General features: G+C 37.3%; 22 protein-coding genes. 19 read left to right on the forward strand and 3 right to left on the reverse strand.

Annotation, left to right across the window (positions count from 1 at the left end):
* Positions 1 to 133: 133 nt before the first annotated feature.
* Positions 134 to 904, forward strand: a complete 771-nt coding sequence (locus tag CJZ72_RS11460; protein ID WP_081133537.1) for a DeoR/GlpR family DNA-binding transcription regulator — start codon at positions 134 to 136, stop codon at positions 902 to 904.
* On the forward strand, positions 897 to 1,523 hold the full coding sequence (locus tag CJZ72_RS11465) for an HAD family hydrolase (protein WP_081133538.1): 627 nt from the start codon (positions 897 to 899) through the stop codon (positions 1,521 to 1,523). Before CJZ72_RS11460 ends, CJZ72_RS11465 begins: the two co-directional genes overlap by 8 nt.
* Positions 1,524 to 1,717: 194 nt before the next feature.
* Here CJZ72_RS11465 and CJZ72_RS11470 read toward each other — a convergent pair whose 3' ends face one another.
* Positions 1,718 to 3,013, reverse strand: a complete 1,296-nt coding sequence (locus tag CJZ72_RS11470; RefSeq protein WP_081133539.1) for an ISL3 family transposase — start codon at positions 3,011 to 3,013, stop codon at positions 1,718 to 1,720.
* 431 nt (positions 3,014 to 3,444) lie between these two features.
* Between CJZ72_RS11470 and CJZ72_RS11475 the strand changes: the two genes are divergently transcribed.
* The 4 genes from CJZ72_RS11475 (at position 3,445) to CJZ72_RS11490 (ending at position 6,369) form a co-directional block, all read left to right on the forward strand.
* Positions 3,445 to 4,167, forward strand: coding sequence for an ATP-binding cassette domain-containing protein (locus tag CJZ72_RS11475; protein WP_081133540.1), 723 nt, complete (start codon positions 3,445 to 3,447; stop codon positions 4,165 to 4,167).
* A 14-nt stretch (positions 4,168 to 4,181) separates the two neighbouring features.
* A complete protein-coding gene (locus tag CJZ72_RS11480) occupies positions 4,182 to 4,832 on the forward strand; it encodes a methionine ABC transporter permease (RefSeq protein WP_081133650.1) in 651 nt (216 codons plus the stop codon).
* 11 nt (positions 4,833 to 4,843) lie between these two features.
* Positions 4,844 to 5,656, forward strand: coding sequence for a MetQ/NlpA family ABC transporter substrate-binding protein (locus tag CJZ72_RS11485; RefSeq protein ID WP_081133541.1), 813 nt, complete (start codon positions 4,844 to 4,846; stop codon positions 5,654 to 5,656).
* A gap of 239 nt (positions 5,657 to 5,895) precedes the next feature.
* Positions 5,896 to 6,369, forward strand: coding sequence for a YbaK/EbsC family protein (locus CJZ72_RS11490; protein WP_081133542.1), 474 nt, complete (start codon positions 5,896 to 5,898; stop codon positions 6,367 to 6,369).
* Between the two features lie 663 nt (positions 6,370 to 7,032).
* Here CJZ72_RS11490 and CJZ72_RS11495 read toward each other — a convergent pair.
* Entirely contained in the window at positions 7,033 to 7,623 is a 591-nt protein-coding gene (locus tag CJZ72_RS11495) for a response regulator transcription factor (RefSeq protein WP_095443854.1), read from the reverse strand.
* A gap of 539 nt (positions 7,624 to 8,162) precedes the next feature.
* Between CJZ72_RS11495 and CJZ72_RS11500 the strand changes: the two genes are divergently transcribed.
* From CJZ72_RS11500 to CJZ72_RS11510, 3 genes are read left to right on the forward strand one after another with little or no spacing between them, the layout of a single operon-like run.
* Entirely contained in the window at positions 8,163 to 8,684 is a 522-nt protein-coding gene (locus CJZ72_RS11500; RefSeq protein WP_081133544.1) for a hypothetical protein, read from the forward strand.
* 17 nt (positions 8,685 to 8,701) lie between these two features.
* A complete protein-coding gene (locus CJZ72_RS11505; protein WP_081133545.1) occupies positions 8,702 to 9,352 on the forward strand; it encodes an ATP-binding cassette domain-containing protein in 651 nt (216 codons plus the stop codon).
* Positions 9,333 to 10,271: a hypothetical protein gene (locus CJZ72_RS11510; protein ID WP_227260342.1), complete on the forward strand. Its 939-nt coding sequence runs from the start codon at positions 9,333 to 9,335 to the stop codon at positions 10,269 to 10,271. Before CJZ72_RS11505 ends, CJZ72_RS11510 begins: the two co-directional genes overlap by 20 nt.
* Positions 10,272 to 10,562: 291 nt before the next feature.
* On the opposite strand, the gene efbA is transcribed toward CJZ72_RS11510, so the two are convergent.
* Positions 10,563 to 12,266, reverse strand: coding sequence for a fibronectin-binding protein EfbA (gene efbA, locus CJZ72_RS11515; RefSeq protein ID WP_081133547.1), 1,704 nt, complete (start codon positions 12,264 to 12,266; stop codon positions 10,563 to 10,565).
* 206 nt (positions 12,267 to 12,472) lie between these two features.
* Between efbA and CJZ72_RS11520 the strand changes: the two genes are divergently transcribed.
* The 10 genes from CJZ72_RS11520 to CJZ72_RS11565 all read left to right on the forward strand — a co-directional run bounded on the left by CJZ72_RS11520 (position 12,473) and on the right by CJZ72_RS11565 (position 23,205).
* Complete coding sequence (locus tag CJZ72_RS11520) at positions 12,473 to 13,123, forward strand: hypothetical protein (protein ID WP_051057954.1); 651 nt, start codon at positions 12,473 to 12,475, stop codon at positions 13,121 to 13,123.
* A 381-nt stretch (positions 13,124 to 13,504) separates the two neighbouring features.
* Positions 13,505 to 14,551, forward strand: coding sequence for a tryptophan ABC transporter substrate-binding protein (trpX, locus tag CJZ72_RS11525; RefSeq protein ID WP_081133548.1), 1,047 nt, complete (start codon positions 13,505 to 13,507; stop codon positions 14,549 to 14,551).
* Positions 14,548 to 15,429 (forward strand): ABC transporter permease, encoded by an 882-nt coding sequence (locus CJZ72_RS11530; RefSeq protein WP_005876043.1) that lies wholly within the window; start codon positions 14,548 to 14,550, stop codon positions 15,427 to 15,429. Before trpX ends, CJZ72_RS11530 begins: the two co-directional genes overlap by 4 nt.
* A 2-nt stretch (positions 15,430 to 15,431) precedes the next feature.
* Positions 15,432 to 16,202, forward strand: a complete 771-nt coding sequence (locus CJZ72_RS11535; RefSeq protein ID WP_095443855.1) for an ABC transporter ATP-binding protein — start codon at positions 15,432 to 15,434, stop codon at positions 16,200 to 16,202.
* Between the two features lie 178 nt (positions 16,203 to 16,380).
* Complete coding sequence (locus tag CJZ72_RS11540) at positions 16,381 to 17,241, forward strand: shikimate dehydrogenase (protein ID WP_081133550.1); 861 nt, start codon at positions 16,381 to 16,383, stop codon at positions 17,239 to 17,241.
* Positions 17,242 to 18,267: a 3-deoxy-7-phosphoheptulonate synthase gene (gene aroF, locus CJZ72_RS11545; protein WP_095443856.1), complete on the forward strand. Its 1,026-nt coding sequence runs from the start codon at positions 17,242 to 17,244 to the stop codon at positions 18,265 to 18,267.
* A gap of 101 nt (positions 18,268 to 18,368) precedes the next feature.
* Positions 18,369 to 19,556, forward strand: a complete 1,188-nt coding sequence (locus CJZ72_RS11550; RefSeq protein ID WP_095443857.1) for an LCP family protein — start codon at positions 18,369 to 18,371, stop codon at positions 19,554 to 19,556.
* Positions 19,557 to 19,875: 319 nt separating this feature from the next.
* Positions 19,876 to 22,062 carry a type IA DNA topoisomerase gene (gene topB, locus CJZ72_RS11555; RefSeq protein ID WP_081133553.1) on the forward strand — a complete coding sequence of 729 codons (2,187 nt, stop codon included), beginning with the start codon at positions 19,876 to 19,878 and terminating at the stop codon, positions 22,060 to 22,062.
* 120 nt (positions 22,063 to 22,182) lie between these two features.
* Positions 22,183 to 22,464, forward strand: coding sequence for a hypothetical protein (locus CJZ72_RS11560; RefSeq protein WP_171024578.1), 282 nt, complete (start codon positions 22,183 to 22,185; stop codon positions 22,462 to 22,464).
* A 489-nt stretch (positions 22,465 to 22,953) separates the two neighbouring features.
* Positions 22,954 to 23,205, forward strand: coding sequence for a type II toxin-antitoxin system Phd/YefM family antitoxin (locus CJZ72_RS11565; RefSeq protein WP_016176676.1), 252 nt, complete (start codon positions 22,954 to 22,956; stop codon positions 23,203 to 23,205).
* Positions 23,206 to 23,276: the final 71 nt, after the last annotated feature.

Genomic DNA, 23,276 nt, shown 5'->3' on the forward strand with positions numbered 1-23,276 from the left:
TTCAGAAATTAAATTCTGAGTGTACAGAAACGCGTGATGTATGAGTATGATATACTATTGTACATTTAAGTTTGTTTAAGTTATTATTGAAATATACTTAAAATCACTTATTCTCGTAAGGAGAGTTCTATCGATGAATCAACAAAAACGATTACTGATAATAATGGAAAGACTGGAGAAAGAACAGTCGTTAACTTTACAAGATATGATGCGACTCACGGGTGCTTCTAGAGACACGGCTAGGCGAGATACAATAAAACTAGCAGATAACAATCTCGTGATCAGAACTTACGGAGGTATTAGTTTAGCAAATGCATTTAATAAAATAGATGGATATTTAGGACGAACAAATCAAGAACTTCAAGTAAAAAAAGAACTAGCTCGAGAAGCAAGTAAACTATTAGAAGAAAAACAAAGCGTATATTTAGATGTGTCGACCACAATCTCTCTTTTGCCCCAATATTTAGCGAATAGAAACATAAAAAAAGCTGTAACGAATTCGATTGACATTGCTGATCAATTTTTAAAGACTACTTCAATCCCTACTACAATCCTTGGTGGAACATTAAATAAAGAAAGTCGTTCAGTTACTGGCGGATACCCAATCTGGGAATTAACTAAATATCAGTTTGATATTTCTTACTTAAGTTGTGCGGGTATCAATAATTACGGAATCTATTATGCACATGAAGAAGACATCGCAATGAAGCAAGCAATTCGAGAGAAAAGCAATAAAATCGTGCTGTTATGCGACCATACAAAAATCAATTTATCTCATAATTACCTTGTCTACAGTTTTGAAGAAATTGACTACTTGATAACGGATAAAATAATTCCTGAAGACTTAGCCGTTAGAATAGGAAAAGATAAAATCATCTACACAAAGGAGAAAAGCCATGATTAAAACGATATTATTTGATGTTGATGGAACGATAATTGATACAGAATATGTTATGACACATTCTCTACAAAAAACGTTGCGTGAAGAACTAGAGAAAGAGCTCCCAATCCAAGAATTACATTATATTTTAGGGATTCCTGGAAGAGAAGCGATTAAAAAGTTTGTAAATACTGAGGAAGAAGAGGATATTCTCTTATCAAAATGGGGTAAAAATGTTCTCTTATTAGCAGAGAATGTCCGAGTTTTTCCACATGTAGCAGAAATATTACAGAAGTTGCACATAAAAGGGATTCAACTAGGAATTGTTACATCTAAAACAAAGGAAGAAATGAAGAACGAATTTGACCGATTTGATTTAAATCAGTATTTTGATATACAAATTACAGCTTCAGATACTAACTTGCATAAACCTTTTCCAGATCCAATACAAAAGGCAATTGACGAGCTAAATGTAAAAAAAGAAGAGACGATTTATATTGGTGATTCATTATATGACATGAAAAGTGCGAAAGCATGTGGAGTCACTTTTGGTTTAGCTAAATGGGGAGCCCAAAATATTGAAAATTTTCAAAATGTCGACATAGTTATTGACTCTCCTCAAGAAATACTTGACTTATTATAAAAATAGAAAAAGAGCGTGAGAGAAGGATGCTATGCTCCCCTATATAGGAATTTTATATTTCTGTGTCTACTAGACGGGGAGCGCATCATCGTGTTTCACGCTCTTTTTTGGCTCTTTGTCAAATGATGTTGGTAAAGAGAAATCTTAGAATAATTTGGACAGAACAGAAAGAAGGAAACCTCTTTCTGTTCTGTTTATTTGGTTAAAAATGTTTTGCCATGACGAATCATGATCCGTAGTTTGAAATTGTAAAAGCTGCGAAAGCCGTACGCATTGCGTTTTAATACTTTGATGTGGTTGTTTAAACATTCCAATGGTCCGTTTGAATAGCTGTAGCGAAGCGCATTTTGAATCTGTGGCAGAAACTTTTTAAACGTTCGTAAAGTGGTTGTATAGGTTTCAGGCAGACCTCTAATGTCTCTAGTTAAACAATCCTCAAATAGTGACTGATCTCTTTTCTTTACCGCATAAAGAACGTCTTGGTATAACTGATAGCCTTGGCGCAGGTTGGGACAAGCAGCTAACAGTCGATCGACAATTTCACTTTCAGTCAAATAATCTTTAAAACTGGCACGCCAAATCCGTTTTTCGTAGTTTAACTTTGCTTCTTCTTTTTGTAGGAGTTTCCAATAGCGTTTCAATTTTTTCCCTAACCCTCGTTGAGAGTGGGCAGTTCCTTTAAGCCGTGCCGTGGTTTCTTTCACTCGATGATTCAAGAAGGTTCTGCCAATATGTTGGACGATGTGGAAACGGTCGATGATCAACTGAGCATTCGGGAAAAGCTTTTTAACTAACGAAACATAAGGCGCATACATATCAATAACAATCAATTGAACGGCTTCACGAGTCGCTAATGAAAACCGAGAAAAATAGCGTTCTAAATAAGGCAAGCGTCGATTTTCGACAATATCCAATAATGCATGGCTTTGTCCATCCATCATGATAAAACTCATTGCACTGGCAACACTTCGAACCGATGTGAATTCATCAAAGCATAAGACCTTTGGCAAAGTCTGTTTGAAAGGATTCAATGGGCGGTAGAATCGCTTCATAACACGATAGACTGAAGAAGTGGAAATATTTTTCTGACGAGCGATTTCCGTCATGGAAGTATTCTCTTTTAAGCGAGCAATGACAGACCAACGAACTTTTTGACTAATGAAACAGTGTTTTTCAGCGACAGAGGTATCCGCTACGAATGTTCTTTGACAAGACTTACATTTAAATCGTTGTTTCTTCAACTCCAGATAAGTGCGATACTCAGACACATCATTCAGTAACAACCGAACGGTTGTCGTCCCCTCTAGGATCATTCGTTGGGGGACGACACAAAGACAATGGGGACACTCTTCTGGCTTGTACAGAAGAGTTCCTTTGTAAATCAAGCAAATTTGTCCTTTGTATTTTTCTTTAGTTAAACAATTTTCCTCGAAATAGATATTTAGGTCTAGAATATTTAGGGTATCTTTGATAAGCTGAGTATGAGACATCTTGAATCCTCCTATGAATTGGTAGCCAAATTAATTCTAAAGGATTTCAGGGTGTCTTTTCTATATTTTTTTATACAAAAAAAGATGTTGGCAAAGTTCACCAACATCAAAAAGTATAGAGCCTCTTTTTTTGAGCGTGGGACAAAAGCAAGAAATGACTTTTGTCTTGACCTACTTTTAGCATATGAAATAGTGAAAAAGAGGAAAATACGATGAGTGAAAAATAGTACAGTTGTAAAAACAGTTTTCTCTCATGAAGTGAGTAAAAATATTGCTTTTTTTTTGGTTTTAGGGGATTATATAGCTATAAAATGGAGATTTTTCATTAATTCTTCGTTTGAATTGGATTTTTTTAGTTAAATTATTTTTTTCTTACTTATTTTTGTTGTACAGATTTTGAAGGTGTTATAATCATAGATTGGAGCGTTGCCATGATTGAGCTAAAGAATGTATCTAAGCAGTATGGAAATACTCAGGCATTGCAATCCATTGATTTTTCTGTCGATGAAGGAGAAATCATTGGAATCGTTGGGAAAAGTGGATCTGGGAAATCTACGTTGCTTCGCCTGTTGAATCTGATGGAGGACCCGAGTGGAGGAAAAATACTTTTGGATGGCGTAGATAGTCAAACTTTCACAAGAAATGGGCGTCGTCAGCAAAAACAACGGATGGGAATGATTTTTCAAAATTATAATCTATTGGATAATTTACGCGTATACGAAAACGTGGCATTACCTTTGAAATTACAAAAAAAAGTCAATGGGGATAAACTTACACAATTATTAGACTTTGTTGATATGAACCACAAAGCGCAAGCTTACCCAGCAAATCTTTCTGGAGGAGAAAAGCAACGGGTTTCGATTGCCAGAGCATTAAGTAGAGATCCTCGTATCCTATTATGTGATGAGGCGACCAGTTCATTGGATGAGGAAAATACTGAAAGCGTTATACGCCTATTGCAAAAAACGCACGAAGCGTTCCAACCGACTATTTTCTTTGTAAGTCATGAACTTGAAACAGTCAAAAGCCTCTGTAAACGGATTCTCGTTATGGAACATGGAGAACTGATTGGCGAATTATCCAACAATCCCGAATACTTTGAAGAGGAAAACCTTACTTATTTTGAAAAGATAAAAAGGGGGCTTGACCATTGACACATACTAGTTTTATGGAGTATTGGCCCGCATTGCTAACAAGTTTGAAGGAAACAGGGATCATGATGTCGATTTCAATGGTGATTTGCCTTTTGATTGGCTTGCCATTAGGCTTGAGTTTGTTTTTGACAAACCCAAAAATGAAGGGTCATCACCCATGGCTGTATTGGTTACTCAATTTTTTAGTTACAGTTGTCCGTTCATTTCCGTATTTATTGTTTGTGATTGCCTTAATTCCAGTTACACGTTCTGTCCTAGGGAAAGCTTTTGGCCCTGTTCCTTCATCCGTTCCATTGAGTATCGTAGCAATTGCGATTTTTGCTCGGTTAGTCGAGCAAGTACTATTAGATGTGCCAAAAGAGATTGGTGCTCTGGCTAACTCCTTAGGAACATCCAGATTACAATATGTTTGGTATTTTTTATTAGTTGAAGCACGTAGTGGATTAGTATTGGCTTATACGACCACGACCGTCAGTATGGTTTCCTATTCTACTGTTATGGGAGTCATTGGTGGTGGCGGAATTGGCGATTTCGCTGTACGTGTAGGTTATCAGCGTTATGAATACGGTATGATGTATGTCGCCATCGTGATCATGATTGCGTTGGTCTTCATTTTACAAATGTTCGGTAATTTCATTGCCCAAACACTAGACAAACGAAAATAGGAGGAAAAAGAATGAAAAAGGTTTATCTGATTGTATTGGCTGCTCTTGCAACTGTGATTTTGGCTGCTTGTGGTGGAGGTAAAGAGGGGAAAGAAGACAAAGAAATCACGGTAGCTGTCCAGTTAGAATCATCAAAAGATATTTTAGAAATTGCGAAAAAGACAGCTGAAAAAGAAGGCTACACAATCAATATCATGGAAGTTAGTGATAATGTCGCATATAATGATGCCGTCCAACATGATGAAGCAGATGCGAACTTCGCACAGCATGAACCATTTATGGAGATGTTCAATAAAGAGAAGAAAGCTGATCTTGTAGCTGTTCAACCGATTTATTATTTCTCTGGAGGATTTTATTCTAAGTCATATCAATCAGCAGATGAGTTACCTCAAAATGCCAAAGTAGGGATACCTAGTGATCCAACGAATGAGGGCCGCGCATTGGCAATTCTTGCTAAAAATGGAGTAATCACATTAAAAGAAGGTGTAGGGTTTGATGGGACAGTCGCTGATATTGTGAAAAATCCTAAAAATCTTACATTCGAAAGCATTGATTTATTGAATTTAGTAAAAGCCTATGATGAAAAAGATATCGCTATGGTCTTTTGTTATCCTGCTTATTTGGAGCCCGCTGGTTTAACGACTAAAGATGCGGTGCTATTAGAAGATGAAGAAGCAAGTGAACATTACGCATTGCAACTCGTTACGCGTGAAGGTGAAAAAGACAGCGAAAAAATCAAGGTACTCAAAAAAGCAATGACTACCCAAGAAGTAGCAGATTACATCAAAAATAATTCAAAAAGTTCAAATATTCCCGCTTTTTAGATTTTAGCTAAGGAGTACAGTTAACTTTCTAACATAAAACTCTTCAAGTACAGTAAAAATGATGGCTCCCCCCGATAATGGGACAATAAAACAATCAATGATTTTTTGAACTACTCTTTCATCTTTGGAGAGTAGTTTTTGCTATATCAAGGATAGTAAAGACCTGGTATAATTGTTGACTTTTCTACAAAAAAGAAATACGGTTAAAAAAACTGTCAATTTTTCTAGGAGTGAGTGCTGTGATTTCATTAAAAGACAAATTTTTAAAAGAAAATATCCCTTTTGAACTATATGACCACCGGGCGATTTATACGAATGAAGATGCACTAGTCGTGAAAAAAGAGCAAGGATTTACTGGAACGGAAACAAAAAGCCTCTTTTTGAAAGATAAGAAAGACAACTATTACATCTATTTGACCTTTACCACTAAAAAAAGCGATTTTAAAAAGGTAAGTAAGCTGATCGGTAAGAGAGTTTCTGTTGTTTCTTCAGAAAAAATGGAAGAATTGACAGGTCAAAAACCAGGTGCTGTTTCTCCGTTTGGCTATACGTTCCATGTACCTGTAATCATTGATGAAGAATTACTATCCCATCAAAAAATCGTCTTTGCACCTGGAAGACCTGATCAAACGATGGTCGTGGAAGTGGCGGATCTAGAAAAAATCATCCAAGTCTTAGGGTTGGAAGTCTACTATTTACCAGTGGGAGAATAAAGAATGTCTGGAATTTTACGAGAGATCGGTGTTTTTGCTCGTTCTTTGGCTTCAATCAGTAAATTTGAGTTCAAAGAGATCCATTTGAAAAAAGAGCAATAGTTGCCTCTAGCAAATATGAGTCATTCATCTTCCTTACATTGATGCCAAGAATAACACGCATTGGATATCAAACCCTATACACCAAGCTTGGATAGGGTCGAATCATCTAGTGTTCCAACATGAGTCATTGCCCAAAAAGTTTAGAGGGATCCGCTCGCTTTGAATGGGAAAAAGAATTTAATAGGTGCCAACTTAGCTATGGGGGAAGTACAAAAGAAAAGTCATTTTGTTACACGCATCGAATGCTTGAACGTTTGTATTCGAAAAGAACGTGGGGCAAAAGTAAGAAACACTTTTATCTCATTCTTTAAAAATGAATAGACAGTGGGAGCAGAAGCAACTCCTTCTTAAATAAGCCGAAATTCACAAAAATTTGAAAAGCAATTTTCGTGAATTCCGGCTTATTTCTCGGAGTTAAATACTTCTGTCCCAACCTCTTTTTTGATGCGAAAAGGGAACGAGGCTAAAAACAACCATTCAGTAAGGGAAGGGATTGTATCTTTTTTCTATGTTGGATGGTTGATTTTTTGCTATGGTGTAGTTATCGATAGGTGGAGGACGCTAACTTTTGATCTGTATCAGCCCCAGTTCAAGCCCTTTGATGATGGCAGATACTGTTGAGTTCACCTCTAATTTATTGTTGATAGAGCAGATATGGGAATTGACAGTACGGCGACTTATAAATAATTTTTTGGCAATTTCATGCTGTGTCTGTCCAGTAGCTGCTAGTTTCAAGACTTCTAATTCTCTATCCGTGATTTTATTTGCGATCGATTGATCTGGTGACAAGAGTGTATGACCTTTGGAAATAAATTTGATTTTGGTGATCAACTCATCTAGAGAAACAGTTTTATTTATAAAGGCTTTAGCACCTAGCTTGAATGCCTCATTACGATAGACTTGTAAATCATAACCAGAAAGAAAAATCAGTTTAGTATGTGGGACTTGTTCCATAATTTCTTTTCCGACAACTAATCCGTTGACACTACCCATACGGATATCTAACAGAACAATGTCTGGTTTATTCTTAATAATAACTTTTAAAATATCAACTTTTTCCGAAAAAATATCAAATCGTTCAAAATAAGTGGATAAGGAAAACTGCATCGCTTGGGCAAAAAGTGTATGATCATCAAATAAAATAATATGCATGTGGCTAGATCACTCCCCATCGATTGGAATCATAAATGTAGTACTTAGGCCGTTGATTTGTATGTATGCTTTTCATTTTAGGAATAGCAAAGTGTTCCATTTTTTGCTACTAAGTTGGCAAAATCACGAAGAGAATGAGTTCCTTATGAAACGTGTAGTTTGGATGTACCCATTCTATTTTACTGTATTTAAATTTACTTGAGAATCCGTATATTGTGCAATTTACAATATAGAATTTTACACAATGTACCGATGCTTTTTTAATTCGTTGTGAGATAAACTTATTATAAAGAGTATTGTGGACTTAATAAGCAGTAGATAGTCTGTTGTTGGCTAAGCTATGAATTGCCTGTAACAAAATTTGATGTGTTATTTTTATTTAATGAAGGACTAATAGGAGAGGAGGATTGAATTCATAATTTTCACTGAGTGTGATTACTATATTACGGAAAAGACTCAATAATCAGGTTAGACTGGCCAATAGCTGCTATTTTCGAATTATAAAAATAATCTTTTTATAAATAAAGGAGGATATTCAAATGAAAGCAAGATATATCATGTTAACAGGGTTACTAGTATTAGGAACTAATATTCTTAATCCTTTAACTTCTCATGCAGCAGAGAATACTATACAAGAAGTGACAGAAACTATTGCTAATAGCCAAAATATAGAAGTTCCACCAACAGAAGTTAAAGATTTAATAAAAAATTTTACTGAACAAACCTCGCACACTGTTGAACAAAAAATGCGTGCAGGTAAAACAGTAAGTTTTAATCGTGGAAGTGCACTGATGTGGTCAAAGGATATCATCAGTTTTAACTATAGTGGTGGAAGAGTGACTAGTAGCAGTGGACGTCAGGAAGTTGGGTGGGTCTTTCCAAATATTGTTAGAAAAAAAGGAATAAGCAGGTATAGTACGACTAATTCCACACATAAATGGCGTGGTCAAAAGACAATTGGAGCTGGCACGGTTACGCCATGGGGAGATATCAAAATTTATAATTATGATTATACAGATCATTATGGAGTGCATAGTAATGGTGGTAGCAGTTGGTATTAAAGCAAGGAGAAAATAGGATGCTGAAGCTGAGTGATTTTTCAAAGAGTTTTGGAAGGAAAGTACTTTTTGAAAAGGTTTCGTTCACTTTTTATCAAAACGTAACTTACTATATTTACGGAGAAAATGGTATTGGCAAAACGACCTTGTTCCATTGTATATTAGGACAAGAAAAATTTACTGGGATGATCGATAAAGAATCATCTAGTATATTTTGTGTTTTTGATGATACGCCATTCTTTTTAAATTTGACTGGAGTGGATAACCTAGTTTTCTTTACAAAAAATAAAAATATACGATTTGAGATAGAAAAATTAGAGTCTTCGTACTTATCGAAAGGATTGCTGTATAAATCACGTGTAAGAACCTATTCTTTAGGCGAACGAAAGATGTTGGCTTTACTACTTGTGAGATTGCTCCATCCTAAAATTCTCTTGTTAGATGAAGTTCTAAATGGATTGGATCAAATGAATCGATTGCTTCTTTTCAAGACGTTAAAATATTTAAAGAAACAAGGAACGTTGATAATAATGAGTGGGCATGAATCACTGTATTTAAAGCTTTGTGATGAGCATTTATGGGTGAAGAATAAAACGATCGAAGTTGTACCGGAACACAAAGTGCGTACATTATTTTCTGTCGTAGAAGAAGGTGGGGCTGTTGCTGAGTGAACTGCATTATCAATGGAAGTCAAAAAATTATTTGATTTTTTTAGTGATTTCGATTTTTGTGACTGCAATGATGTATCTATCCCAAAGAAATCTGGTGAATAGCCATTTAGGCAGTTTTTATCAAGCAGTGGAGGATGCCGTAGCAAATGGTGAAAACATTACTCAACTGTTAGACGGAGATTTCCGTTTAGAACGTTCTAAAAATATAGAAATAATCGATAATCCTACAAAATACTATTTTATGGCATATCAAGCAAGTTTAGTAGCGATGTTACCTAAAAACGGAATCAACCAATTATTGTCTTCTTCGTTTTTTATTATTTTTCCCTTTATGAGTGGTATTTACGGAGTTGTTATCGCAAACGCAGAAATAAAATATGGAACGAACAAAGTGCATCGAACAATCTGTTCGCAGTGGCAAATCAACCAGTCGAAACTAATCGCTAGTATGGTAACTCTGACTAGCGTATTACTTATTTCAATTATGGTTTTCGTCGTGTTACAGCTATTGACGCCTTGGTTATTCCCAGTGGAAGTAATTCCTTTGATAGAGTTAGACAGCATAAATCAACTCTCCTTTATGCATCATTCACTCTATCAGATCCTTTTTGTTTTAGGAAATAGCCTGTTCTATCTTTTGATTATGTTCTATCTTACTCTAGTTACAAAAAATATGTTAGTGAGCCTATTTGTACTAAGTACATATACTCTGTTTTTACCGATATTAGGGAGATTCGACTTGAAAAATATCATTTTGACAATTTATCCGAAAGTGTTCAACACGAATGCGACTACTTTTCACATAAATGAGGGTATTGATCTGTCATTGAACATCTGGGTAGTGTTGTTCCCGATTTTTCTGTTGCTCGTATACGGCATCATCATGGAAAAAATTTTACGTTTCAAAGGTACAGGCTAATAGTTTCTTCCAAGTGACTATCGTCGAAGAGAGGCACTTGATTGAGCTTATTTTCTCGTGTATTGAGGATTTTAGAAGAAGTGGTGCCACAAACTATACTTCACGGATGGATTGGAAACATGTTTGCTTCTATGTATGATAAAATCGTATGATAAAATCAACGAGTGTGTATCAACAGTAAGCGGCATTCTACTTCGCGTTCTAAAAAACGAATAAACGGCTGAAACAGACGTAGCTCCTTTGGTTTATCTTTCGGAGTTACTTTTGTTTCAGCCGTTTTTTGGATAAGCGTTACTCTTTTTCTAGTTGATTGATTTTTTCTTCATCAGGTGTCACGATGATCGTTTTTTGATTCTCATAAATGACAAATCCTGGTTTTGCTCCATTTGGTTTACGGATATGTTTAACTTGAACAAGGTCAACAGGTACCTGAGCCGAGTGACGATATTTTGAGAAGTATGCGGCTAATTCGGCAGCTTGTGTGATTGTTTCATCTGTGGGTCGATCACTTTTGATAATAACATGTGAACCTGGGATATTTTTTGCATGGAGCCAATAATCCGTCTTTTTCGCCGTTTTCATCGTTAACTGATCATTTTGTAAATTGTTTTTCCCAACCAGGATCAATGTGCCATCTGAAGAACGGTATTGATCGGGTTGCGAAGGTTTTTTTCGTTTTTGTTTTTTTTGTGTCTTCTTTTTTAGATAACCTTCAGCTGTTAATTCTTCTTTGATTACTTCGATATCCATTGGTCCAGCAATCTCTAATTGAGAGAGGACAGATTCTAAGTAATCGATCTCGCTTTTGGCTTCTTTGATTTGCTGGCCGATCAACTTGACTGCATTTTTCAGTTTTTGATAGCGGTGGAAGTACTTTTGTGCGTTCTGATTAGGCGAGAGTGCAGGATCAAGTTTGATTTTGATTGGTTGGTCTTCTTCATAATAGTTAGGGAGCGTTACTTCTGTTGCACCTCTTGGAACCTGTGTCATGAAGGTAGTCAACAACTCACCATTTCTACGATAACTTTCCGCATTCTCAGAATCTTTCAGTGTTTGTTCTCGTTTTTTTAGTTTATTTTTGTTTCGTTTCAATTCATTCTCGATTTTTCGGATCAGTTCGCCACCTTGTTGCTTTGCACGATCTTTTTCAGCTTTGTCATGATAAAAAGCATCAAGCAATGTACTGAGGGTGTCGTATGTTTCTTCAGAAGTGGCTGACTTTGCAAAATAGTCGTAGGCGATGGGTGTGAAATAATCTTTATTTTCCACTTCATAATAATGAGGAGCTAGTTCCTTTTCTACAGCGGAAAAAAACGTTTGCCAAACGAGCATTTTTTCATTTGGTCGTTCTGCTAAACGTGCGACTAGTTCCTGTGCGGTATCAAAACCAAGTCCTTGGAATTGTTGCTGGAGCGCTTTTGGTGAAAGCTCGGTTTGTGAGAGACGATGAAAGATTTTTTCGTTGTCTGCACTAAAAGGATCAAGTTGTTCTTGCTCGGGAGGTGAAACGTACTCAACCCCAGGAAGCAATGAACGGTAGGTATTTTGAGAGCTTCCTATGTGTTTGATCGCATCTAAGATTTTACCTGTTTCTTTATTGACCAAGACGATCGTACTGTGACGACCCATCAATTCAACAATCAACACAATATTTTGCAGGTCTCCAAGTTCATCTCGTTTAGAAAAATGGAAATGGATCACTCGATCATTATCGATTTGTTCGATTGCTTCTAAAATTGCACCATCTAAATATTTTCGAAGCATCATGACAAAATTAGGCGGATTGTCGGGATTTTGATAGTCGATTTGTGTGATTTGCACGCGTGCATAACTAGGATGCGCGGACAATAACAAGCGATGATTTTTACCGCGTGAGCGGATAACTAAAATGATTTCATTTTCATAAGGCTGGTGGATCTTGGAGATTCGACCAGACAGTAGAGTTTCACGCAATTCATTGACCATTGCATGGGTAAATACTCCATCGAAGGACATGGTTCATTCCTCATTTCTTTTCATAAGTAGTTCTATTATAACGAAAAAAAAGCAGAAAGACCAATTTGCAAAGTTTGGGCATAAAAAGCGAGATTCTCTAAACAAAATGGAGGAAGAGTAAAAAAAGTAAAGGTTTCTTTTCATATCTTGGCAGTTTTTAGCTATAATAAAAGAAAAGATGAAAAGAAGGTGACAGTGGCTTGGCGATGATTGAAGAATTGGGCAAAAGAATCAAGGCAAGTTATACTCATTTTGCTGCAGATTTCGCAGAGAATCCAACAACATATTTTACCCGAGTACTGTTGGTATTGTTTTTTTCTGGGATGCTTACCATCATGATGTTTGTTTTTCCAGAAAAAATCAGAGAGGAACAAATCGATAGTTTAGTCTATGCAGATATCACATCTACCAAACTGCAACCTTTAGTTTTAAGTGATGCTTCCAAGACGATTGCTGAAAATAAAGCAATTTCTGTGATGTTCTGTGTACCAAAGGGTAAGCAATATGAAACGTTATTGGCAATTTTTAATGATCCAAAAGAAATGGAAGAATTGAATCGGCCGATTTATTTTTATCCGCTTATTTACGATATAAAGGAAACGGAACAAAAATATAAGATCAATCAGGAGAAACCCACGGTGATCTTTTTTAAAGACGGTAAAGAAGCAAATCGCTTGACGATAGAAAAAAAAGACAATCAAGCAAAGTTAGCACAAGAAATGATTCCAGAATTGAACCGACTTCCGTTAGCAAATATCAAAAAACTAGAGGATGAAATGGCGAAATCAGAGTCCGCCTCGACAAAAATAACAGAGGATCAAACAAATACAACCACTCGCTCAACTGATGATAATTGAGAAGAGCAAAAATAAAATTGTAAAAAGTAGTTGACGTATAGGATAAATTCGATTAGACTAATATCAATTATTAAGGAAAGGGTGATCCACAATGAACTTATCAAACCAATTTTTAGCAGTAACGAATCAAGCTTGGCGTAACTGGCGTAGATAAGTTGTATTGATGGCGAACTTTTACCGTAGATACAACTTTTTAGAGTACAAATCTAAAATTTGTATCTATGCTAGACAAGAAATTTGACTACCGCATAGATAACGTCTATGCGGTTTTTTGTATGTAAAAAGACAATTGCCGTCTAGGTAATTGTCTTTTTTTCGTAAGTTCGTATGTAAACCAATCTTGAATAATTAGTCATTAAGGAGTCCATGGGGGGAAAGAAAATGAAAAATAAGCGATTGATAACAGTAGTAGCACTTATAATGATCTATTTAGTCGGAACATTCATTTATGAAAAAATAAATGATTCTTCCACAGAATCAGCAGAAAAAACAACAAAAACAACAGTAGTTGGGGTATTACAATATGTGAGCCACCCAGCATTAGACGAGATTTATCGAGGAATCAAAGATGGATTGAAGCAGTCGGGCCTTGAAGAAGGAAAAAATCTTGAAATCAAGTTCCAAAACGGTCAAGCAGATCAAAGCAAACTAGCAACGATGAGTCAACAACTGGTTCAAGCGGATCCTGATGTATTAGTTGGGATCGCGACACCAGCAGCGCAATCCTTAGCGAATGTGACGACAAAGATTCCGTTAGTATTAGGTGCTGTGACCGATCCCGTGGGTGCAGGGTTAGTGAAATCCCTTGATAAACCAGGTGGAAACATCACAGGTGTATCGGATCAACCCCCTGTAGAAGCACAAATCAAATTGGCATCAGAAATTTTACCTAATGCGAAAAAGATTGGGATTCTTTACGCCTCTTCTGAAGATAACTCAAAATATCAAGTGAGCCAAGCAGAAGCAGCGGCTAAAAAAGAAGGATTGACTTCTGTAAAATATGCTGTTCCATCAACAAATGAAATTGCTCAGACAGTTCAAGTGATGAGTCAACAAGTCGACTTCATCTATGTTCCTTTGGACAATACGATTGCGAACGCTATGCAGACAGTAGTGAAGGAAGCCAACAAATCAAAAATACCAGTTATTCCATCTGTTGATACGATGGTTGAACAAGGTGGATTAGCAACAATCGGCATCAACCAATATGATTTAGGCGTACAAAGTGGAAAAATGGCAGCAACGTTAGCAACAGGTAAAGAAAAACCAGCATCAACACCTGTTTACGTTTTTGATAAAGGCGATACGATCATCAACGAAAAACAAGCGGAACTCTTAGGGATAACGATCCCAAATAAATTAAAGAAAAATGCGAAAATCGTTTCGAGTGACACAACAGAAACGTCAACAAAGGAGGATGAAAAATGATCGTATCAGCAATTTCACAAGGGATGTTATGGGCAATTTTAGGTCTGGGGATTTTCATGACGTATCGAATTCTTGATTTCCCTGATATGACGACAGAAGGTTCATTTCCATTAGGCGGAGCAGTTTGTGTAACAGCAATCACTTATGGAGTCACACCGATTTTAGCAACGATTCTAGGCGTACTTGCAGGTATGGTTGCCGGATTGGTCACAGGTCTTCTCTATACAAAAGGAAAGATTCCAGTAATCCTTGCAGGGATTCTAGTGATGTCAGGTTTGAATTCAGTCATTCTCTTTGTGATGAAAACACCTAATTTATCATTGTTGAATCATCCGATTTTACAAGATACATTTAAAGGACTACACTTGCCAGATTATTTCGATACTGTTCTACTAGGCTTGATTGCTTTAGGTATTTTGATCAGTGTTTTACTCTTCTTTTTCAATACAGATTTAGGTCAAGGTTATATTGCAACTGGGGATAATGAAACAATGGCACGTTCACTGGGAATCAAGACTGATCGCATGAAGATCTTAGGATTGACACTATCAAATGGCGTGATTGCATTATCAGGTGCATTGATTGCCCAAAATGATGGTTATGCGGATGTCAATAAAGGAATTGGCGTGATCGTGATTGGTTTAGCTTCTATCATTATTGGCGAAGTGATTTTCCAAGAATTGACATTAGCAGAGCGTCTGATTGCTATTGTGGTCGGCAGCATCATCTATCAGCTGTTGATCTTGATCGTTATCAAACTTGGATTTGACACGACATACTTAAAACTGTTCTCAGCAATCATCTTAGCAATTTGTTTGATGATTCCACAAATGAAGAAAGCTTTGAATCTTAAAACTGGATTCGAAAAGGAGGTCTAGTTATGACAGCAATCATCACGATCAAAAATGGAAAAAAAGTAGTTAGTAATGGGATGCATGAAGAAAAAATATTACTAGAAGATATCAATTTGACAATCCATGAAGGAGACTTCATCACGGTACTTGGTGGAAATGGTGCAGGAAAAAGTACACTTTTCAATACCATCGCAGGCACGTTGGAACTCAGCCAAGGAACGATTTCTTTTAAAGATCAGCTGATTACCAAATACCCAGAAGAAAAACGAGCTGCTTTTCTCTCACGTGTTTTTCAAGATCCAAAGATGGGGACTGCCCCTCGAATGACCGTTGCTGAAAATTTATTGCTTGCTCAAAATAGAGGTAAAAAACGTAAATTCCGTTTGCGCAATTTAAAGAACCAAAAAGAACAATTCTTCAAATTATGTCAAGAGGTAGGAAATGGGTTGGAACAACATCTTGATACCCCGGCTGGAGAGCTTTCAGGCGGACAACGTCAAGCATTGAGCCTTTTGATGGCAACTATTGAAGCTCCTGAATTGTTGTTATTAGATGAACATACCGCTGCACTAGATCCTAAAACAGCGAAACAGCTGATGACACTAACAAATGAACGTATCACGGGACAAAAGTTAACTTGCTTGATGATCACTCATCGTATGGAAGATGCGTTGAATTACGGGAATCGCTTGATCGTGTTACAAAAAGGACGTATTGTCAAGGATTTGACGAAAGAGGAAAAAGCACAACTTTCCATGAGCGACTTATTACAATTCTTTGAAGAAGTATTAGACTAATTACTTTTATTTAGCTGATAGGCAGTACGTCAAGTCATCTGAACTTTGACTTTCTTAGGGTACAGATGTGTGCTACCTTATATAATTTTACCTGAAATGATTCACTGCCATCCATGTCATCGTACTCCTCATGCGAACGATGACATCTGATGGCAGTTTGTATAAAAGGAGGAACATCATGATTTCTGGAAAAACAAAATTGGCCGGATTTTTTGCTTCACCTGCTTCACATAGTTTATCGCCAATGATGCACAATACGTCTTTTGAAGCCTGTGGTGTCGATGCCATCTATTTGGCTTTTGATGTCGATCAAGAAAGTCTTGAACAGGCGGTGGCAAGTATCCGCACATTTTCTATGCTAGGTGTCAATGTTTCGATGCCAAACAAAACAGCAGTGATTGATTATTTAGATGAATTAAGTCCTGAAGCCAAATTGATTGGAGCAGTGAATACTATCGTGAATCGCGAAGGTCGCTTGACTGGTTATAATACGGATGGGATGGGCTTTGTACGTTCTGTAAAAGAAACTGGGCATTCAATCGAAAATCGCAAAATCACTGTTCTTGGAGCCGGTGGCGCTGCAAAAGCAATCATTGTCCAAATGGCCTTAGAAGGCGCGCGGGAAATCGTCGTTTATAAACGAAAAAATGCGACTTTTCTATCTTTGAAGAGTTATTTCGATCAGGTCGCAGCTCAAACAGGATGTCTGATCCGTGTGTGGGATTATGCGGATGAAGGTCAGCTTGCTAAAGATCTCGCGTCATCAGATGTATTAGTGAATGCGACGGATATCGGGATGGGGACAAAAAAAGACAGTTTACCAATTGCGAATGTCGGATTGTTACATGCTGATCTAGCAGTATTTGATTTGATCTATTCTCCTAAAGAAACAAGACTGCTTCAAGAAGCAAAGAAGATTGGTGCGAAAGGATACAATGGTTTAGGGATGCTGATCCATCAAGGGGCGATTGCGTTTGAACTCTGGACACAAAAAGAAATGCCAGTACAGTTAGTGAGAGAAAAGATCGAGGGAAGATAAATGATAATAATAATGAAGAAATCTGCAACTAATAGTGAAGTCCGCAAAGTCATTGAAAGAGCCGAAAAAGAAGGACTAACTGTCCAAGTGAACCGGTTAGAGGAACAACAAGTCCTTGGATTGGTTGGAGAAACACGGTTGATCCAAGATGTAGCTTTTCTACGTTATGAAGGAGTAGAAAATGTAGAACGGATCACGAATACGTATAAGTTAACTTCTCGTATCTTTCATCCTCAAGATACAGTCGTGGATGTCAATGGTGTGAAAATCGGGGCTGGAAATTTTGTAACGATGGCAGGCCCTTGTTCCATTGAAGGTTTAGAGCAGATACGGGAAACGGCGAAAATGGCCCAAAAAGGTGGTGCGCAGATCTTACAGGGTGGTGCATTTAAACCGAGAACTTCTCCTTATGCTTTTCAAGGTCTAGGAGAAGAAGGACTCCGCTACATTCGCCAAGCAGCAGATGAATGTGGGCTGCAGGTGATCACAGAAGTCATGGATGAAGGACATATCGACATGGTGGCGCACTACAGCGATATTTTACAGATAGGTGCACGTAATATGCAGAATTTTCGCTTATTAGAAGCAGCCGGGAAAACGGGCAAGCCGATTGGATTGAAACGTGACATCTCTGGAACCATTGATGAATGGTTGAATGCCGCTGAGTATATTGCTGTTCAAGGAAATCAAAAAATCATTTTTATCGAACGAGGCATTCGGACATATGAAACAGCTACAAGGAATACTTTCGATCTTAGCGCAGTCCCAGTCATCAAAAAATTAAGTCATTTTCCAATCATCGTAGATCCTAGTCATGGGACAGGCGTGTGGGATCTCGTTTCCCCAATGGCTAGAGCTGGAGTTGCAAGTGGAGCAGACGGCATGATCGTTGAGATCCATCCTGACCCACTTCATGCTTGGTCAGATGGCCCGCAATCATTGAATGAAAAACATTATCTACGGATGATGAAGGAAGTCAAGATCATGACAGACGCCATGAAAAAAATCAAAGAAGAGAATGCTTAGAACTGATTTCGTTATTTTTTATTAAATTGTTGTCATTTTCAGTGTTTTTGATTCCTTGATATCGTATTCTTTAATTATATATGAAACAAGGAGGAACGAACATGAGTCGGATGGATCGCTATAAGAACATCCATAAAAAAGTAAAACCTCTTAAAGACGATTCAAGCAGTATCTTTAGAAGAGAACGAAAAAAAGAAAAGTATGTTGAACAAGATGATGCTACACGTATCTATCAAAATCATCAGGAATCTTCCAACAGGTTTGATGAGAAAGAGGCGGCACATCAGCGGCAATCAACACCCTACACCTATCAAAAAGCAACTGAACAAGAGGAGTCTACTTTTAAGAAAAAAGGCTTCTTCCACCGTAACAAAGGGATAAAACCACCGAAACAACGAAAAAAACATTCCTGGAAAAGAATCGTACTAGGAATCATTTTCTTTCTTCTTATTTACTCGATTGGTTCGTTCTTTGTTGGCAAGTTTGTTGCAGAACATGATAAAAGTCTTGAAAGTGCAACGACGGAAACTTTTAATGGTGTCCAATCTTCGAGTGGGGCCCATAATATCTTGATCCTAGGTAGCGATACGCGAGGAGAAGATGCTGGACGGGCAGATACGATCATGGTCTTACAATTAGACGGACCTGCCCACAAACCTAAACTGATTTCCTTTATGAGAGATAGTTTTGTGACGATCCCCGGCGTCGGGCAAAACAAGATCAATTCTGCTTATGCTTATGGTGGCGCAGACCTTGTAAGACAAACACTCAAAGAAAACTTTGGGCTCGACTGTCAGTATTACGCAAAAGTGGATTTCAAATCTTTTGAGAAAGTGATCGATGCATTGTTTATGACCGGTGTTAAAATCGATGCGGAAAAAGATCTAAATCTTGATGGAGTGGATATCAAAAAAGGAGTCCAAAAAATGGATGGACACGTCCTTCTTCAATATGCTCGTTTCAGAATGGATGAAGAAGGGGACTTTGGTCGAGTAAGAAGACAACAGCAAGTAATGAACGCTATTTTTAGCCAGTTGAAAAATCCATTGAATCTTATTCGTGCGCCTTATGCGGCTGGTAAAGCAATCGGCTATACGTCAACAGATGTTACTGCGCTGTTCATTGCCAAAAATCTTTTCTCGATTGCTCGTGGAGCAGGAGGGATCGATCGATTAAGTGTTCCTGTAGACGGTTCTTGGGATTACGGAAATAGCGAGTATGCAGGAAGTATTTTAGTTATTGATAATGAAGCAAATAAATCGGCAATCAGTGAATTTTTAAGTAAATAAAGTAAAATCGTTTATACGAATTGAGCGGATGAGATGAAAGTGATAGTTACTTTTGTCTCGTTCGCTTGTTTTATTGATAGCTAAGAAATCAAATCATCTCAAAGATAAGAAATGTAACTCAAAAAAGAGGTTCAGTAAGCTGATTTTTGAGGACTTGCAGTACTTAGTCGGTTTCAGACTATCCGATTTTATTTTTTGGGGATCGGAAAGAGTGGACTACCTTTTTTCATAAGAAAACGATTTTCTTATTGTCAGATGCGAATGTTTGTTCCATAATAAAGAAGTCTGAAAAAAGGCAGAGATAACGGAGGGAGAAGCAATGAAAACAGTCATTCTAGCTGAAAAGCCTTCTCAAGCAAAAGCATATGCTGAAACGTTCAAGCAAAGGAAACGTCACCCAGGATATTACGAAATCGCTGATCCTTTGTTCACTGGTGAAGTTACGATCACTTACGGATTCGGTCATCTAGTCGATATGTTGCCTCCTGGTGCTTACGAAGAGCGTTGGGCGAAATGGTCTTTGGCGAACTTACCGATTTTCCCCGAGGAATTTCGCTACGAAGTACCTGCGGATAAACGTGAGCAATTCTCAATCGTAAAAAGAGAGCTTCAATCTGCAGATACGATCATCATTGCAACTGATGGTGATCGTGAAGGAGAAGCAATTGCTTGGTCGATCATCATACAGGCAAAAGCATTCACGAAAAAAAAGAAATACCTTCGTTTATGGATCAATTCGCTGGAAAAAGAAGCGATTTATGAAGGATTCAAGCAACTTAGACCGGGGGAGCATTATTTCTCTAAGTATAAAGAAGCAAAAGCAAGACAAAATGCGGATTGGCTGATTGGTATGAATGGCAGTCCTTTATATAGCTTGTTACTGCAACAAAAAGGGATCGATGGCAGTTTTTCTTTAGGGCGTGTCCAAACCCCAACGCTTTATATGATCTATCAACTGCAAGAATCGATCAGAAACTTCAAAAAAGAACCTTATTTTGAAAGTGAAGCGAAAATCGTTTCTAAAAATGGCCGATTCATTGGGAAGATGGACCCGAAGAAAAGCTTCAAGACATCAGAAGAGTTAGTGAAAGAAATCGAACGGTTAGGGGCACATCTAGGGAAACAGCCTGGAAAAATCTTAGACGTATCAAAAAAAGAGAAACAGCTCAGCAGTCCACGTTTATTTTCTCTATCAAGTTTGCAGTCGAAAATGAATCAGTTGATGAAAGCAAGCGCAAAAGCGACTCTCGATGCTGTCCAAGGATTATATGAAAGCAAATTTTTAAGTTATCCTAGAACAGATTCTTTTTACATCACAGAAAATGAACACCAGTATTTAGTAAGAAACCTTGCCAAGTACAAAACATTTTTAGGTATCGAAAATGTTCCAACGCCCGATACTTATGCGAAGAAAAGGTATGTTGATGCGAAGAAAGTGCAAGAACACCATGCAATCATTCCAACAAAGACGATTCCTTCAAAGGAACGTTTCGCTAAATTATCTCGTTTGCAACAAGCAATCTATCTTCAAGTCGTACGAACTACGATCGCCATGTTTGCTGAAAACTACATCTATGAAGAAACAGTTATTCAGACAGGCATAGAAAATTTACGATTGAAAAGTACTGGTAGAATTCCTGTCAAAAAAGGGTGGCAGGCTATTTTAGAAACAAAAAATAAAAAGAAAGACCTCCAACAATTGCCAGCAGTTGAAAAAGATGAAGTCGTTGAAGTTGATTTGGCGAGTATCGAAAAAGAAACACAACCGCCTAAACCTTACAACGAAGGTACGCTGATTACTGCCATGAAAACAGCGGGAAAAACGCTGGATGACGAAGAGGCACAAGAAATATTGAAAGAAGTAGAGGGCATCGGTACAGAGGCAACCCGAGCCAATATCATCGAAAACTTAAAGCAGCGTCACTATATCGAAGTCAACAAGAATGAAATCACGGTGACTGCCAAAGGGATTACCTTGTGCAAAGCCGTAACAGGTGAGCCACTATTGACCAGTGCAGAGATGACAGCCCGTTGGGAAGGTTATCTCAGAAAAATCGGAAATCGCGAAGGAACTCCAGAAGTATTCCTTGAAAATATCAAAAAATTCATTCTTCATTTATTGGAATCTGTTCCAAAACAAATAGAAAAAGTCGACTTGTCTAAAGAAATCACTGGCACAAGACAAATCAAAGCAATGGAGAAGAAAAATGATCAGTTGGGACATTGTCCTAAGTGCAAGCAAGGGATCATCATGTTGTATCCTAAAGTGGCAACTTGTACAAATCCAGCTTGCGAATTTAAACTATGGCCAACGATCGCGAAAAAGAAATTGACTAAAACAAATTTGCGAGAGTTATTGTCTAAAGGGAAAACTAGCAAAGTCATCAAAGGTTTTACAGGCAAAAAAGGTAAATTTGATGCTGTGCTAGTGTTGAAAGATGATCTCACGATCGGTTTTTCATTTCCCTGGATGGACAAAACAGGAGACACAAAAAAAGAGACTTAAAGTGATTCACATTCAGATAGTACGTAAAAGCCGCACTACCAATACACGAGCAAATAAAATCATTAGGGAAATAAGGAGTTTTACCATTTGAAAAAAGTTCATTCATTTTTAAACTATTTTATGGGAGCAATCATGATCGTTGCTATCTATCAAGCATTACTTAAATACCCAGAGTATGGGACAAAATTATTGTCGATCAAACAAGATCCTACAGCTTATTCTCCAACATTGATTTTATCTACTTTGACAGCAATAGCAAAAGGCGCTACTTATTTTTTACACAAGACAAGTAGTATGCTGAAACGTAAAAAACAACGTAAACAATTGATCATGGTGGTTATCGCGATGGTCATCATCTATTTCTTACCTGTTCTAACACAACTGTTTCATCAATACATCTGATCATTGATTTGAGGTCGAGACAAAAGTCGTTTAGGTTTGAGAAATTGGAGATAAAACCGGCTCTTTGCCAAATGATGTTGATAAAGAGAAATCTTAGAATAATTTGGACAGAACAGAAAGAAGAAACCTTCTTTCTGTTCTGTTTATGGCTCTTTGTCAAATCGCGTTGGTGGGACAAACAGTTAAGGAAAATTATCAACAGATAACTGGGAGAACTGCAAAAAAGAAATAATCCTGAATCGTTCATCCTTGTCAAAATGAGTCGATTTTCTAATTGTTTACTTGCTATAGCAATAGATTTGGGAGATAAAATGCATACCCTCCGTTGATACTCAAGTTTCCATCTTTTATTCAGAAAGTTGGTAGAGAGATCAAAATTTTTATCACTTTTTGCGCATTTTATAGTTGACTCTAATATAAGCTAAAATCTATTTTTTGACGTACGCTATAATTGGTTTACGAACAATTGTAAAAAGGGGAGGGTGAAGTATGGAAGTTATTTCTCCAACAAATGCGAGAAAAAATCTTTATGAAATCATCAAGCATGTTGTGTCAGACAGCCAGCCTATTGAAATTTCTAGTACAAAAGATGGCGAAAGTGTTGTTATGATTAGCAAAAGTGACTGGAACTCCTTACAAGAAACAATTTACTTACAGAATGCGGGTGTTTTAGATCAAATCCATCACTTTGAAAATGAAGAAAGTGAAGATTTGGGTGAAATTGATTGGGATACAATATAAAAATTAATAAGAATGCCGGAAAGACTTGCCCAAACTGAAAGGTGCCAATTTGAATGACAAGTTTGATGAGC

The sequence above is a fragment of the Enterococcus durans genome, assembly GCF_002277935.1.
Taxonomy (GTDB): domain Bacteria; phylum Bacillota; class Bacilli; order Lactobacillales; family Enterococcaceae; genus Enterococcus_B; species Enterococcus_B durans.

Coding starts and splice junctions, on each gene's coding strand:
- CJZ72_RS11475 (WP_081133540.1), top strand. CDS start 3,445: ATGATTGAGCTAAAGAATGTATCTAAGCAGTATGGAAATACTCAGGCA.
- CJZ72_RS11520 (WP_051057954.1), top strand. CDS start 12,473: ATGATTGAAGAATTGGGCAAAAGAATCAAGGCAAGTTATACTCATTTT.
- CJZ72_RS11565 (WP_016176676.1), top strand. CDS start 22,954: ATGGAAGTTATTTCTCCAACAAATGCGAGAAAAAATCTTTATGAAATC.
- CJZ72_RS11560 (WP_171024578.1), top strand. CDS start 22,183: ATGGGAGCAATCATGATCGTTGCTATCTATCAAGCATTACTTAAATAC.
- CJZ72_RS11485 (WP_081133541.1), top strand. CDS start 4,844: ATGAAAAAGGTTTATCTGATTGTATTGGCTGCTCTTGCAACTGTGATT.
- CJZ72_RS11470 (WP_081133539.1), bottom strand. CDS start 3,013: ATGTCTCATACTCAGCTTATCAAAGATACCCTAAATATTCTAGACCTA.
- CJZ72_RS11530 (WP_005876043.1), top strand. CDS start 14,548: ATGATCGTATCAGCAATTTCACAAGGGATGTTATGGGCAATTTTAGGT.
- trpX (WP_081133548.1), top strand. CDS start 13,505: ATGAAAAATAAGCGATTGATAACAGTAGTAGCACTTATAATGATCTAT.
- CJZ72_RS11480 (WP_081133650.1), top strand. CDS start 4,182: ATGGAGTATTGGCCCGCATTGCTAACAAGTTTGAAGGAAACAGGGATC.
- CJZ72_RS11550 (WP_095443857.1), top strand. CDS start 18,369: ATGAGTCGGATGGATCGCTATAAGAACATCCATAAAAAAGTAAAACCT.
- efbA (WP_081133547.1), bottom strand. CDS start 12,266: ATGTCCTTCGATGGAGTATTTACCCATGCAATGGTCAATGAATTGCGT.
- CJZ72_RS11540 (WP_081133550.1), top strand. CDS start 16,381: ATGATTTCTGGAAAAACAAAATTGGCCGGATTTTTTGCTTCACCTGCT.
- topB (WP_081133553.1), top strand. CDS start 19,876: ATGAAAACAGTCATTCTAGCTGAAAAGCCTTCTCAAGCAAAAGCATAT.
- CJZ72_RS11500 (WP_081133544.1), top strand. CDS start 8,163: ATGAAAGCAAGATATATCATGTTAACAGGGTTACTAGTATTAGGAACT.
- CJZ72_RS11535 (WP_095443855.1), top strand. CDS start 15,432: ATGACAGCAATCATCACGATCAAAAATGGAAAAAAAGTAGTTAGTAAT.
- CJZ72_RS11495 (WP_095443854.1), bottom strand. CDS start 7,623: ATGCATATTATTTTATTTGATGATCATACACTTTTTGCCCAAGCGATG.
- CJZ72_RS11460 (WP_081133537.1), top strand. CDS start 134: ATGAATCAACAAAAACGATTACTGATAATAATGGAAAGACTGGAGAAA.
- CJZ72_RS11505 (WP_081133545.1), top strand. CDS start 8,702: ATGCTGAAGCTGAGTGATTTTTCAAAGAGTTTTGGAAGGAAAGTACTT.
- aroF (WP_095443856.1), top strand. CDS start 17,242: ATGATAATAATAATGAAGAAATCTGCAACTAATAGTGAAGTCCGCAAA.
- CJZ72_RS11465 (WP_081133538.1), top strand. CDS start 897: ATGATTAAAACGATATTATTTGATGTTGATGGAACGATAATTGATACA.